This is a genomic window from Serratia sp. CY32780 (genome assembly GCF_052169135.1).
Lineage (GTDB): Bacteria > Pseudomonadota > Gammaproteobacteria > Enterobacterales > Enterobacteriaceae > Serratia > Serratia sarumanii.
In genome coordinates this window covers 1313989-1327399 of sequence record NZ_JBJNLI010000001.1, presented here as the reverse complement: position 1 = coordinate 1327399, position 13411 = coordinate 1313989, and the positions used below count along the sequence as shown (strand labels likewise).

The 13411-nt window shown below is 60.1% G+C and carries 9 protein-coding genes and 1 other RNA gene; 7 read left to right on the top strand and 3 right to left on the bottom strand.

What is annotated here, in order from left to right:
- Window positions 1-4: 4 nt before the first annotated feature.
- Together menI and ydiJ are read right to left on the bottom strand one after the other, a co-directional pair.
- Window positions 5-421: a 1,4-dihydroxy-2-naphthoyl-CoA hydrolase gene (gene menI / locus ACJ8HH_RS06525; RefSeq protein ID WP_016927938.1), complete on the bottom strand. Its 417-nt coding sequence runs from the start codon at window positions 419-421 to the stop codon at window positions 5-7.
- On the bottom strand, window positions 418-3474 hold the full coding sequence (gene ydiJ / locus ACJ8HH_RS06520; protein WP_197766190.1) for a D-2-hydroxyglutarate dehydrogenase YdiJ: 3057 nt from the start codon (window positions 3472-3474) through the stop codon (window positions 418-420). Before ydiJ ends, menI begins: the two co-directional genes overlap by 4 nt.
- Before the next feature lie 244 nt (window positions 3475-3718).
- On the opposite strand from ydiJ, the gene ydiK reads away from it, so the two are divergent.
- Both ydiK and rprA read left to right on the top strand, forming a co-directional pair.
- Window positions 3719-4819: an AI-2E family transporter YdiK gene (gene ydiK, locus ACJ8HH_RS06515; RefSeq protein WP_047567779.1), complete on the top strand. Its 1101-nt coding sequence runs from the start codon at window positions 3719-3721 to the stop codon at window positions 4817-4819.
- A gap of 258 nt (window positions 4820-5077) precedes the next feature.
- Window positions 5078-5187, top strand: an RNA gene (gene rprA, locus ACJ8HH_RS06510) — antisense sRNA RprA.
- Between the two features lie 109 nt (window positions 5188-5296).
- Here rprA and ppsA read toward each other — a convergent pair.
- A complete protein-coding gene (gene ppsA / locus ACJ8HH_RS06505) occupies window positions 5297-7675 on the bottom strand; it encodes a phosphoenolpyruvate synthase (protein ID WP_041034881.1) in 2379 nt (792 codons plus the stop codon).
- Between the two features lie 459 nt (window positions 7676-8134).
- Here ppsA and ppsR point away from each other — a divergent pair, with 459 nt between their 5' ends.
- The 5 genes from ppsR (at window position 8135) to ACJ8HH_RS06480 (ending at window position 13360) form a co-directional block, all read left to right on the top strand.
- Window positions 8135-8995 carry a posphoenolpyruvate synthetase regulatory kinase/phosphorylase PpsR gene (gene ppsR, locus ACJ8HH_RS06500; protein WP_049234269.1) on the top strand — a complete coding sequence of 287 codons (861 nt, stop codon included), beginning with the start codon at window positions 8135-8137 and terminating at the stop codon, window positions 8993-8995.
- A 197-nt stretch (window positions 8996-9192) separates the two neighbouring features.
- Window positions 9193-10239: a 3-deoxy-7-phosphoheptulonate synthase gene (locus ACJ8HH_RS06495; RefSeq protein ID WP_197760860.1), complete on the top strand. Its 1047-nt coding sequence runs from the start codon at window positions 9193-9195 to the stop codon at window positions 10237-10239.
- Between the two features lie 105 nt (window positions 10240-10344).
- On the top strand, window positions 10345-10830 hold the full coding sequence (locus ACJ8HH_RS06490) for a glutathione peroxidase (RefSeq protein WP_033646302.1): 486 nt from the start codon (window positions 10345-10347) through the stop codon (window positions 10828-10830).
- A 171-nt stretch (window positions 10831-11001) separates the two neighbouring features.
- On the top strand, window positions 11002-11184 hold the full coding sequence (gene hemP, locus ACJ8HH_RS06485) for a hemin uptake protein HemP (protein ID WP_016927944.1): 183 nt from the start codon (window positions 11002-11004) through the stop codon (window positions 11182-11184).
- A 94-nt stretch (window positions 11185-11278) separates the two neighbouring features.
- Window positions 11279-13360 (top strand): TonB-dependent hemoglobin/transferrin/lactoferrin family receptor, encoded by a 2082-nt coding sequence (locus tag ACJ8HH_RS06480; RefSeq protein WP_197760861.1) that lies wholly within the window; start codon window positions 11279-11281, stop codon window positions 13358-13360.
- Window positions 13361-13411: the final 51 nt, after the last annotated feature.

The window sequence follows — 13411 nt, the reverse complement described above, 5'->3', positions numbered from 1 at the left end:
GGAATCAGTCGATGACCGCCGTGGTCAGACGCGAGGTGCAGCACAGCCGATCGCGCGCGTCGAAGATCTCGATTTGCCACACCTGATGACGGCGGCCAACGTGCAGTGCGCGGCACACCCCGCGCACCTGGCCATCGAACACCGCGCGCAGGTGGTTGGCGTTGATCTCCAGCCCCACCACTTTCTGCTCGCCCTCGCTGCACAGGTAACCGGCCATCGATCCCATCGATTCCGCCAGCACCACCGACGCCCCGCCGTGCAACAGCCCGAACGGCTGCCGGGTGCGGCCATCGACCGGCATGGTGGCCTCGAGGAAATCCTCGCCCAGCTGGGTAAACTCGATGCCCACATGGCTGACCATGCAGCCGTCGCCGGCGCGGTTCAGCTGCTCCAGCGATGTTTCACGTTTCCACAATTTCACTCAATCATCTCCAGAAGTGCCTGTAAGGGGTGGCGCACGCCATTGCCCTCGATGCGTTTCACCTGGCTGCGGCAGGAATAGCCGGTCGCCAGGCAGCGCTGCCGCGGCAAACGCTGCAGCGTCGGGTGCCATGATAGCTCATAAATGCCGAGCGAGTTTTGCAGGTTCTTGGCTTCATGGCCGTAAGTGCCCGCCATGCCGCAGCAGCCGACGCTGACGTTCTCCAGTTTGGCGCCGAAGCGCGCGAAGATCGCCGCCCACTGTTGGCCGCTGGCCGGCAGCGCGGTGGTTTCGGTACAGTGGCCGAACAGATACCAGGGTTCGCCGGTCGCCGGCTGTTCGGCGCGATCCGCGATCCGCTGCTGCAGCCATTCGTGCACCAGCTGCACCTGGAAATCGCCGCGTTCGGCGCCGAGGATCTCGCGGTATTCGTCGCGGTAGCACAGCACCAGCGCCGGATCGACGCCCACCAGCGGCATGCCGAGCTGCGCCATACGGTTGAGGAGATCGGCGGTTTTGCGCGCGGTGCGGGCAAAGCGCGTCAGGAACCCCTTCACATGCTGCGCCTTGCCGTTCGGCGAGAACGGCAGCAGCACCGGTTTATAGCCGAGCTTCTCCACCAGCCGGACAAAGTCCGCCACCACTTTGGCGTCGTAATAGCTGGTGAACGGATCCTGGACGATCAGCACGTGATCGGCGCGCTGATCGGCGCTCAGCCCTTCCAGCTGCTCCAGCGTCAGCGTGGTCGCGCGGTGGCCGGACAGCTGCTGACGCAGCGTCGGGCTGGACAGCAGCGGCAGATCGACCATGCCGATGGCGTTGCGGCTCATCTCCCGCAGCCACGGCTGGCGGAAGAAGAAGTTGAACACCTTCGGCGCGCGGGCCATCAACGGGGTATAGCTCTCCACGCCGGCGACCATGTAGTCGCTTACCGGGCGCAGATAGCGGGTGTGGTAGAGCTGCAGGAAGCGCGAACGGAATCCCGGCACGTCAATCTTGATCGGGCACTGGGTGGAGCAGGCCTTGCAGGCCAGGCAGCCGGACATCGCCTCTTTCACTTCGTGCGAGAAATCATACTCGCCCTTGCTGGCATGCCAGCTGTTGCGGGTCTTTTCGCTCAAACCGCGCAGGCTGACTCGCTGCTGCGGCAGCTCTTTCTCCAGCGCCAGCGGATCGACGCCCTGCTCGGCCAACAGACGCAGCCACTCGCGCACCAGCGTCGCCCGCCCTTTCGGTGAATGAATGCGGTTGCCGCTGATCTTCATCGACGGGCACATCGGGCTGCGCACGTCGAAGTTGAAGCACAGGCCGTTGCCGTTACACTCCAGCGCGCCGCGGAATGAGGTGCGCACTTCGACCGGGATCTGGCGATCGAAGGTGCCACGCTTGACCGCGTCCACCTGCATCATCGGCGCATCCACCGCCAGCGGCGAACAGATCTTGCCCGGGTTCAGGCGGTTATCCGGATCGAATGCCGCCTTGATGCGGCGCAGCTCTTCATACAGCGTTTCGCCGAAGAACTCAGGGCTGTATTCCGCGCGGAACCCCTTGCCGTGCTCCCCCCACAGCAGGCCGCCGTATTTGGCGGTCAGCGCCACCACCCGATCGGAGATCTGCTTCATCAGCACCTCCTGCTGCGGGTCGCACATATCAAGCGCCGGGCGCACGTGCAGCACCCCGGCGTCGACGTGGCCGAACATGCCATAGCTCAGGTTATGGTCGTCGAGCAGTTGACGGAATTCGACGATATAGTCCGCCAGGTGTTGCGGCGGCACGCAGGTGTCCTCGGCGAACGGAATCGGCTTGGCGCGCCCTTTGGCGTTGCCCAGCAGCCCGACCGCCTTCTTGCGCATGTTGTAAATGCGCTCGATGCCCGCCAGATCGCCACAGATCTGGTAACCGATCACGCCGCCCTGCCGCTGCGCGATCAATTCGTCCAGCCGTTGACACAGGGTTTCCATCTGGCCGTCGATCAGCGCGCGATCGTCACCGGCGAACTCGACGATGTTCAGCCCGAGCATCTCTTTATCCGGCACGTCGGCGATCAGTTCGTTCACCGAGTGCCAAACGATGTCTTCACGCGCCAGGTTCAGCACCTTGGAATCGATGGTTTCCACCGACAGCGCCTTGGCTTCGACCATAAAGGGCGCATTGCGCAGCGCCGAGTCGAAGGAGTCGTACTTCACGTTGACCAGGCGACGCACTTTCGGCAGCGGCGTGATGTCCAGCCGCGCCTCGGTGATAAACGCCAGCGTGCCTTCGGCGCCGGTCAGGATGCGCGTCAGATCGAAGGTTTGCAGATCGTCGCTCAGCACGTGGCGCAGATCGTAACCGGTGAGGAAGCGGTTGAGCTTGGGGAATTTCTCCAGGATCAGCGAGCGCTGCTCGCGGCAGCGGTTCAGCACCGTGCGGTAGATACGCCCTTCGGCGGTCTCGTCCAGAGCAATCGTTTCCGCCAGCGCCGTCGGCATGGCGCGGGTATCGATCATCTCGCCGCCCAGCAGCACCGCCCGCAGGCCCAACACGTGATCGGAGGTTTTGCCGTACACCAGCGAGCCCTGGCCGGAGGCGTCGGTATTGATCATGCCGCCCAGGGTGGCGCGGTTGCTTGTGGACAGTTCCGGCGAGAAGAAGTAGCCGAACGGCCGCAGATATTGATTCAGCTGATCCTTGATCACCCCGGCTTCGACTTTTACCCAGCCTTGTTCGACGTTGATCTCCAGAATGCGGTTCATATGGCGCGACATATCGACCACGATGCCGGTATTGAGCGACTGGCCGTTGGTGCCGGTACCGCCGCCGCGCGGGCTGAAGGTCAGCGCATTGAATCGCTCTTCCCCGGCCAGGCGGGCGATCAGCGCCACGTCGGCGGTGGAACGGGGGAACACCACCGCATCGGGCAACAGCTGATAGATGCTGTTGTCGGTGGCCATCGTCAGCCGGTCGGCATAGCTGGTGGCGGTATCGCCGTTGAATCCGTTTTGCTTCAGTGCTTCCAAAAAGTCGAGCACCCGTTGAACGAGGCCGGGCGCCTGAGAAATCTGTGGGATCATTCGCTTTTTTGACCCTGTCCGTCTATTTTTTATGCGCTGATGTACGCTGAATCGGGCCTTTAATTCAGACCCACCCTATTTTTTAGTGACACTAAAAACTAACATACTCGTTTAGTGAAGGCATTCACATTATTACCGCCCTGCGAACGCCGCCACAGGCGGCCGCCCGGCGGTAATAAACCGACCGACAGGCACCCGATTCGCCGGTGCCAGGGATTTAATTGACCAGGATGAGAAGCCACTGATGCCACTCCCGCAATCGCGTTACGACTTACCGCGAATTATTTTCGGCGTGCTGTTTATCGCCATCATGATCGTCGCCTGTTTTTGGGTGATCCAACCGTTCATTCTCGGCTTCGCCTGGGCGGGAATGGTGGTGATCGCCACCTGGCCGCTGCTGCTCAAACTGCAAAAGCTGCTGTGGGGCCGCCGCTCGCTGGCGGTGCTGGTGATGACCCTGCTGCTGATCCTGCTGTTCATTTTGCCTATCTCTCTGCTGATCAGCAGCGTGGTGGATAACAGCGCGCCGCTGATCGCCTGGGCCAGCTCGCCGGGCAAACTGCATATTCCCGATCTCGCCTGGCTGCAGTCCGTGCCGATGATCGGCGACAGGCTCTATTCCAGCTACCATACGCTGGTTAACGCCGGCGGCGCCGCGCTGCTGGCGAAGGTGCAACCGTACTTCGGCCAGACCGCCACCTGGTTCGTGGCGCAGGCGGCGCATATCGGCCGTCTGCTGCTGCACTGCGCGCTGATGCTGCTGTTCAGCGCCCTGTTGTATGCGCGCGGCGAGCAGGTGGCGCTGGGTATCCGCCACTTTGCGGTGCGCCTCGGCTCTGCGCGCGGCGATGCGGCGGTGCTGCTGGGCGGCCAGGCGATCCGCGCCGTCGCGCTGGGTGTGGTGGTGACGGCGCTGGTGCAGTCGGTGCTGGGCGGCATCGGTCTGGCGGTGAGCGGCATTCCGGCCGCCACTCTGCTGACGATGCTGATCTTCATCTGCTGCGTGGCGCAATTGGGGCCGCTGCTGGTGCTGGTGCCGGCCATCATCTGGCTGTACTGGCACGGCGATACCACCTGGGGCACCGTGCTGCTGGTCTGGAGCTGCGTGGTGGCTACGCTGGATAACGTGCTGCGCCCGGTGCTGATCCGCATGGGCGCCGATCTGCCGCTGCTGCTGATCCTGTCCGGCGTTATCGGCGGCTTGCTGGCCTTCGGCATGATTGGCCTGTTCATCGGCCCGGTGGTGTTGGCGGTATCTTATCGCCTGCTGACCGCCTGGATGGATGAAGCGCCGGAGCCGACCACCGCGCCGGAGCAAGTCATCGAAGATTTGGAAAAACGCTGATTCCCCTCTTCCGCCCGCATCGTCGGGCGGAACTTTTCACTCCTGCCATTATTCCTACCCCATTCGAGTAATATCTCCGCCCAATATAATGCCGCCATATATTGATTACGGTGCCGCGAATGAAAGGTGCAATGTAAATCCCTGTTTGTTGCAAACGGCAAAAAGAGATAACTCCCGCAAATAAAATGTGATGCCGCTATCGATTAGGATGATTCTTAATGACTAGTCGCGTTCAAAAATCTAGTATTATGGCCATCTATTGCTTCAAATCACTGATTTTAAAGCAACCTTTCTGAACAATGTAATGCCATACATGTGAATTGCTGTGTGTAGTCTTTGCCCATCTCCTACGGTGGGCTTTTTTTTATTCTTTTTTCGTCGAATTGATTATTTTACGCGCCGTTATTTACATTCAGAAATAAAAAGGCCGCAGCGTTAACTGCGGCCCGGCGTTAATGCCTCAGCGATGCCGAGAAATTATTTCTTTTTCGACAAATTGATCCAGGTCTGCACCACGGTGTCCGGATTAAGCGACAGGCTGTCGATGCCCTGCTCCATCAGCCACTCGGCGAAGTCTTCGTGGTCGGACGGGCCCTGGCCGCAGATGCCGACGTATTTACCGTGGCGCTTGGCCGCCTGAATCGCCATCGACAGCAGCGCTTTCACCGCGTCGTTGCGTTCGTCGAACAGCTCCGACACCACGCCGGAGTCGCGATCCAGCCCCAGCGCCAACTGGGTCATGTCGTTGGAGCCGATGGAGAAGCCGTCGAAGTGTTCGAGGAACTGATCCGCCAACAGCGCATTGGACGGGATCTCGCACATCATGATCACTTTCAGCCCGTTTTCGCCGCGTTTCAGCCCCTGACGCGCCAGCTCGGCCACCACCGCTTCCGCCTGCGCCACGGTGCGCACAAACGGCACCATGATTTCGACGTTGGTCAGCCCCATTTCGTTACGCACGCGTTTCACCGCCTCGCACTCCAGCGCGAAGCAATCGCGGAAGCTGTCGGCCACGTAGCGGCCGGCGCCGCGGAAGCCCAGCATCGGGTTCTCTTCGTGCGGTTCATACTTGTCGCCACCCACCAGGTTGGCGTACTCGTTGGATTTGAAGTCGGACAGGCGCACGATCACGCGCTTCGGCCAGAAGGCGGCGCCCAGCGTCGCGATGCCCTCGGTCAGGCGGCCGACGTAGAACTCGACCGGATGATCGTAACCCTGCATCAGCGCGCGAATCTCGTTTTGCAGCGCCGGCGTCTGCTGATCGAACTCCAGCAGCGCACGCGGGTGCACGCCGATCATGCGGTTGATGATAAATTCCAGCCGCGCCAGGCCCACGCCTTCGTTCGGCAAACGCGCAAAGTCGAAGGCGCGATCCGGGTTGCCGACGTTCATCATGATCTTCAGCGGCAGATCCGGCAGCTCGGTCACTTCTGAGCTCTGCACGCTGAAGTCCAGCATATCGCTGTAAACGAAGCCGGTGTCGCCTTCCGCGCAGGAGACGGTGACTTTCTGGCCGTCTTTCAGCACGTCGGTGGCGTGGCCGCAGCCCACCACCGCCGGGATCCCCAGTTCACGGGCGATGATCGCCGCGTGACAGGTACGCCCGCCGCGGTTGGTGACGATCGCGGCGGCCTTCTTCATGATCGGTTCCCAGTCCGGGTCAGTCATGTCGGTGACCAGCACGTCGCCCGGCTGGATGCGATCCATTTCGCTGATGTCGTGGATCACTTTCACCGGACCGGCGCCGATGCGGTGGCCGATGGCGCGGCCTTCCACCAGCACCGGGCTGGAGCCGTTCAGCTGGTAGCGCTCCATGGTCTGTTCGTTGGAGCGCACGGTTTCCGGGCGCGCCTGCACGATCAGCAGCTTGCCGGTATGGCCGTCTTTCGCCCACTCGATATCCATCGGGCGGCCGTAATGTTTTTCGATCAGGATCGCCTGCTGCGCCAGCGCCTGCACTTCGTCATCCGTCAGCGAGAAACGGCTGCGCTGCGCTTCCGGCACGTCTTCGATGCGCACCTGCTTGCCGTGATCCTGCGACGGCGCGTACACCATGCGGATCTTTTTCGAACCCAGGTTGCGGCGGACGATCGCCGGCTTGCCGTTTTGCAGCGTCGGTTTGTGCACGTAGAACTCATCCGGGTTCACTGCGCCCTGCACCACCATTTCACCCAGGCCGAAGGCGGAGGTGATAAACACCACCTGATCAAAGCCGGACTCGGTATCGATGGTGAACATCACGCCCGAAGAGGCCAAATCCGAGCGCACCATGCGCTGTACGCCCGCCGACAGCGCCACGCCGCGGTGGTCATAGCCCTGATGCACGCGATAAGAGATGGCGCGGTCGTTGAACAGCGACGCGAACACGTGCTTGATCGCCACCATTACGGCGTCGATGCCCTGCACGTTGAGGAAGGTTTCCTGCTGGCCGGCGAAAGACGCGTCCGGCATGTCTTCCGCCGTGGCGGAGGAGCGCACCGCGAAGGAAGCTTCCGGTTCGCCGTCGGCGAGCTGTTGGTAAGCCTGATGAATTTCGCGTTCGAACTCGGCGTGGAACGGCGTGTCGATCACCCATTGGCGGATCTGGGCGCCGGCCTTGGCCAGTTGTGCAACGTCGTCAACGTCGGTCTGATCCAGTAGCTGATAGATGCGCTGGTTAACACCGCTTTGTTCGAGGAAATCGTTAAACGCCTGTGCGGTGGTGGCAAAACCGTTCGGCACGGCCACGCCCAAATCGGAAAGATTGGTGATCATTTCACCGAGGGAGGCGTTTTTGCCGCCGACACGGTCAACGTCGTGCATGCCAAGCTGGTTGTACCAAAGCACATTACGCAAGTCTGGGCCATTGTTGGACATCGAGACAATCCTTATTGCTATCAGTAGGGTAAAGACGGATTTAATTCGCTTGCTTTACGGCGCCGCTAACACGGAGCCGAATCAGACTAGCACACTGATCCGGGGAAAATGGAAAGGTGAATCGATCAACCCACTGAAGAAAGTGGTTTTTAAGAGAATGTCCTAACCGGCTGATTTGCCTGGGAACCGTTCCCAATCGCACGAAAAGCTTAGTTCTCAACAAATTACGCTCTTTTTAAACTTCTGTTTTAATGACCACGCAAACGTTACCGTTTTAGGTGAAAATAGCGGCAAATTTACGTTTCGGATCGAAAAGCGTCGCCGCGCCGCGATTTTTACCGCCGGCAAAACGCGCTTTTCTTCACGCGCCGCCGCAAGGCGCTTTACCGCCCCGCCGTCACAATTTTTCCCCTCGCCCCTTTACCGGCGGATCGTCTGCGGCTCATGATATTGACAGTGATGACAGCAGTAACACCGTTTTCAGGTAAGGAGCCTCGGGTGGAAAGAAGCGTTTTTTATATTTCGGATGGTACGGCGATCACCGCCGAAGTGCTGGGACACGCGGTGCTGTCGCAGTTCCCGGTCACGGCGACCACCTATACCCTGCCGTTTGTCGAAACCGAGGCGCGCGCTCGCGCAGTTCGCCAACAAATCGATGATATCTATAATGAAACCGGCGTGCGGCCGCTGGTGTTTTACTCCATCATCTCGCCGGAAGTGCGCGATGTGATCGTGCAGAGCCAGGGCTTCTGCCAGGATATCGTGCAGGCGCTGGTCGGCCCGCTGCAGGGCGAGCTGGAAGTGGAGCCGACGCCGGTGCCGAACCGCACCCACGGTCTGACCGCCAGCAACCTCGGCAAGTACGACGCGCGCATTGCCGCCATCGACTATACGCTGGCGCACGACGACGGCATTTCGCTGCGCAACCTCGATCAGGCGCAGGTGATCCTGCTCGGCGTGTCGCGCTGCGGCAAAACCCCCACCAGCCTTTATCTGGCGATGCAGTTCGGCATCCGCGCCGCCAACTACCCGTTTATCGCCGACGATATGGACAATTTGCACCTGCCGGCCTCGCTGAAACCGTTTCAGCATAAATTATTCGGCCTGACCATCGATCCGGAACGCCTGGCGGCGATCCGCGAGGAACGGCGTGAAAACAGCCGTTACGCTTCATTGCGCCAGTGCCGTATGGAGATCGCCGAAGTCGAGGCGCTGTTCCGCAAAAATCAGATCCGCTACCTCAATACCACCAACTATTCGGTCGAAGAGATCTCCACCAAAATCCTCGACATCCTCGGCATGAGCCGCCGCATGTTCTGACCTTTTCCTCGCGGGGCCGCCGCGCCCCGCCACCTGCCGTTTATTTCAGCAGCCGCTGATTTTTTTGTGCTTTTTTTCGCGGCTTTGATCAACAGAACACAATCTCTACGGTTGAATTCAGCGCTTTTTGCGTTATTGTGATCGCCATCACTTCCCGGCACTCCTGCCGCAGAGAAGAACAGTTTCCAGGGAACAACATGCACAAAACAGATGAACTGCGGACCGCGCGCATCGACAGCCTCGTCACGCCGCAAGCGTTGGCGGACAAGCTGCCGATCTCGGCGGCCGTCGCCGACAACGTGACCGCGTCACGAAAACGCATTGAAAAAATCCTCACCGGTGAAGACCTCCGCCTGCTGGTGGTGATCGGCCCCTGCTCCATCCACGATCTCGACGCCGCCGTCGATTACGCCGGCCGGTTGAACGCCCTGCGCGAACGCTACCAGGATCGCCTGGAGATCGTGATGCGCACCTATTTCGAAAAACCGCGCACCGTCGTCGGCTGGAAAGGCCTGATATCCGATCCGGCGCTGGACGGCACCTTCCAGGTCAACCGCGGCATCGAAATGGCGCGCCGCCTGCTGCTGGAAGTGAACCAGCTCGGCCTGCCGACCGCCACCGAATTCCTGGACATGGTGGTCGGCCAATACATCGCCGATCTGATCAGCTGGGGCGCCATCGGCGCGCGCACCACCGAAAGCCAGATCCACCGTGAAATGGCCTCGGCGCTCTCCTGCCCGGTCGGCTTCAAAAACGGCACCGACGGCAACACCCGCATCGCCATCGACGCCATTCGCGCGGCGCGCGCCGGGCACATGTTCCTGTCGCCGGACAAACATGGCCAAATGACCATCTACCAGACCAGCGGCAACCCGTACGGCCACATCATCATGCGCGGCGGCAAAACGCCGAACTATCACGCCAGCGACATCGCCGCCGCCTGCGACAGCCTGCGCGAGTTCGATCTGCCGGAACACCTGGTGATCGACTTCAGCCACGGCAACTGCCAGAAAATGCACCGCCGCCAGCTGGAAGTGGCCGACAACGTCTGCCAACAGATCCGCGCCGGCTCCGCCGCCATCACCGGCGTGATGGCGGAAAGCTTCCTGGTGGAAGGCACGCAGAAGATCGTCGCCGGCCAGCCGCTGACCTATGGCCAGTCGATCACCGATCCTTGCCTGAGCTGGTCCGACAGCGAACAGTTGCTGGCGATGCTGGCGGATGCGGTCGATAGCCGTTTCTGACGCAACGCAGGCCGGGGCCTCGCCCCGGCTTTATCCCTTCTGTCCCGCTCATCTATACTGATTGCAACGCTTTAGCACCCGCCGAAACGCACCTGGAGCCACGGCATGATTCACTCTCTGTTATCCATCCCCTGCGTCACGCTGCAGGGCGAGCAAAAAACGCTGGGCGATTACCCGGCGCGCGCTTATCTGGTGGTCAACACCGCCAGCAAGTGCGGCTTCACCCCGCAATACCGCGGGCTGGAAAATTTGTGGCAATACTATCGCGAACGCGGCCTGGTGGTGCTCGGCTTCCCCTGCAACCAGTTTGGTTCTCAGGAGCCGGGCAGCCCGCTGGAGATCGCCAACTTTTGCAGCCTCAACTACGGCGTCAGTTTCCCGCTGTTCAGCAAGATAGACGTTAACGGCCCCGGCGCGCACCCGCTGTTCAATGAGTTGAAACGCCTGGCGCCCGGCATTCTGGGCAGCCGCCGCATCAAATGGAATTTCACCAAGTTCCTGCTCACCGCCGACGGCCAGCGCGTCACGCGCTTTGCGCCGATCACCAAGCCCGAACGCCTGTTTGACCGCATCGAAACCCTGCTGAAATAACGCCCCTTTTTTACGGGCCGGGTACGCTTGGCCCGCCGCCGGATGTCCATTCGACAAAAAGGTTCCATCGGTAAGAAAATTTTCCTTGATGTAACCTTTCCTTCACATGATAATGATTCTCAGTTTGATATTAATTACCATTTAATGATCTGTTTTATAAGCACAATGATAATGGATACTGCCAACACGCCTACCCCCGCCGCCGCGGCCCCGACCGAGCACAGCGCAAACGCGCCGCCCAGCTACGACAGCGCACAGCTGCTCGGCGCCGACGGCATCGCGTTCATTACCCATCAGGGCCAGCGCTATCAGCTGCGGCAGACCAAAGCCGGGAAATTGATCCTGACCAAATAACCACAGAACCCTCAAACGCCAGCCACCCCGATCTTTTGATCCAGGCAGCCAGCAAATCTATTGATATGTTTTATTACATACGGAGAGTTGCACCATGCCTCTGACATTTTCCACCCGGCTGCGTTTTTCCGCTTTGAGTCTGGCGATTGCCTGCGCTCTGCCTACGGTGGCCTTGGCACAAAACACCAGCACAACATCCTCTTCCAACGCGGCGCCGGCCAAAAAAGCCAAAGCCGCCGACGAGACCATGACCGTGGTCGCCACCGGCAACCAGCGCAGCAGCTTTGAAGCGCCGATGATGGTCACGGTCATCGAAGGCAACTCGCCGGAAAGCCAAACTGCAGGCACCGCCGCCGATATGCTGCGCCGCGTGCCGGGCATTACCGTCACGGGTTCCGGGCGCAGCAATGGGCAGGATCTCATGATGCGCGGCTACGACCGACGCGGCGTGCTGACGCTGGTCGACGGCATCCGCCAGGGGACCGATACCGGCCATATTAACGGCACATTTTTGGATCCTGCGTTAGTGAAACGCATTGAAGTCGTGCGCGGCCCCTCCGCGTTGCTGTACGGTAGCGGCGCGTTGGGTGGTGTAGTGTCTTATGAGACCGTCGATGCCGCCGATCTGCTGCTGCCGGGCCACGATAGCGGGTTCCGCGTATACGGCACCGCCGGCACCGGCGATCACAGCCTGGGCATGGGCGCCAGCGCCTATGGCAAGACCGATAACCTCGACGGCCTGCTGTCTTTCGGCACTCGCGACGTCGGCGATCTGCGCCAGGGCAACGGCTTCGATGCGCCTAACGACGAAACCATCAGCAACGTGCTGGCCAAAGGCACCTGGCAGCTCGACGACAATCAGTCTCTGAGCGGCAATCTTCGTTACTACAATAACAGCGCGCAGGAACCGAAAAACCCGCAAACGCCAGCCAGCTCCAGTGGAAACTTAATGACCGATCGTTCGACGATTCAACGCGACGCGGCACTGAGTTACAAACTGAAACCCGCCGGCCAGGATTGGCTGGATGCGGAAGCGAAAGTGTATTATTCAGACGTAAAAATTAACGCTCACGCCAATGGCAGCGAAGATGAAGCACGCAAACAAACCACGAAAGGCGCCAAACTCGAAAACCGAACGCGCCTGTTTGCGGATACTTTCGCCTCGCACCTGCTGACCTACGGCACCGAGGCCTACAAACAGGAACAAACACCGGGCGGCGCTACCGAAAGTTTCCCACACGCAAAAATCAATTTCGCTTCAGGCTGGCTGCAGGATGAAATCACGCTGCGCGATCTGCCTGTCACTCTGCTCGCCGGCACCCGCTATGACAATTACAAGGGCTCAAGCGACGGCTATGCCGATGTGGATGCGGACAAATGGTCCTCTCGCGGTGCTGTTAGTATTACGCCTACCGACTGGCTGATGCTGTTCGGCTCCTATTCTCAGGCGTTCCGCGCGCCGACGATGGGTGAGATGTACAACGACTCCAAGCACTTCTCAATTCCAATGGGACCAACCACCATCACCAACTATTGGGTGCCTAACCCGAATTTGAAACCGGAAACCAACGAAACCCAAGAGTACGGGTTTGGTCTGCGTTTCGATGATTTGATGCTGGCCGATGACAGTCTGCAGTTCAAAGCCAGCTATTTCGATACCAAAGCCAAGGACTACATCACCACCGATGTCACGATGGAACTGGGGCGCGGTCCGCGAGGTCCTTATTGCATCAGTTGCACCACATTCTCAACCAATATCGATCGCGCCAAAATCTGGGGTTGGGACGCTACGCTCAGCTATAAAACACCATGGTTCGGCTGGGATTTGGCTTATAACCGCACCCGTGGCAAAAATGAAGCAACCGGTGACTGGTTAAGCAGCATCAATCCAGACACCGTCACCAGTTCGCTGGACGTGCCGCTGGGCGAAACCGGTCTGTCCGCCGGCTGGGTCGCCACCTTCGCCGAACGCGCCAAGCGAGTGCCCGCCACCTACTCGGAACAAGGCGGCTACGGCGTCAACGACTTCTATCTGAGCTACAAGGGCCGCGATCGGCTGCAGGGCATGACCACCACCGTGGTGCTGGGCAACGCCTTCGACAAGGAATATTACTCGCCGCAGGGCGTCCCGCAGGATGGCCGCAACGCCAAACTGCTGGTCAGCTACCAGTGGTAATCATTTGACTATCTGGCGGACAACCCGGTTGTCCGCCGTTCGCATTACAGC

Bases quoted from the DNA above. Each gene is read 5' to 3' on its own strand.
- ydiJ (WP_197766190.1), bottom strand. From the start codon at position 3,474: ATGATCCCACAGATTTCTCAGGCGCCCGGCCTCGTTCAACGGGTGCTC.
- hemP (WP_016927944.1), top strand. From the start codon at position 11,002: ATGGATACTGCCAACACGCCTACCCCCGCCGCCGCGGCCCCGACCGAG.
- ACJ8HH_RS06480 (WP_197760861.1), top strand. From the start codon at position 11,279: ATGCCTCTGACATTTTCCACCCGGCTGCGTTTTTCCGCTTTGAGTCTG.
- ACJ8HH_RS06490 (WP_033646302.1), top strand. From the start codon at position 10,345: ATGATTCACTCTCTGTTATCCATCCCCTGCGTCACGCTGCAGGGCGAG.
- ppsR (WP_049234269.1), top strand. From the start codon at position 8,135: ATGACAGCAGTAACACCGTTTTCAGGTAAGGAGCCTCGGGTGGAAAGA.
- ppsA (WP_041034881.1), bottom strand. From the start codon at position 7,675: ATGTCCAACAATGGCCCAGACTTGCGTAATGTGCTTTGGTACAACCAG.
- ACJ8HH_RS06495 (WP_197760860.1), top strand. From the start codon at position 9,193: ATGCACAAAACAGATGAACTGCGGACCGCGCGCATCGACAGCCTCGTC.
- ydiK (WP_047567779.1), top strand. From the start codon at position 3,719: ATGCCACTCCCGCAATCGCGTTACGACTTACCGCGAATTATTTTCGGC.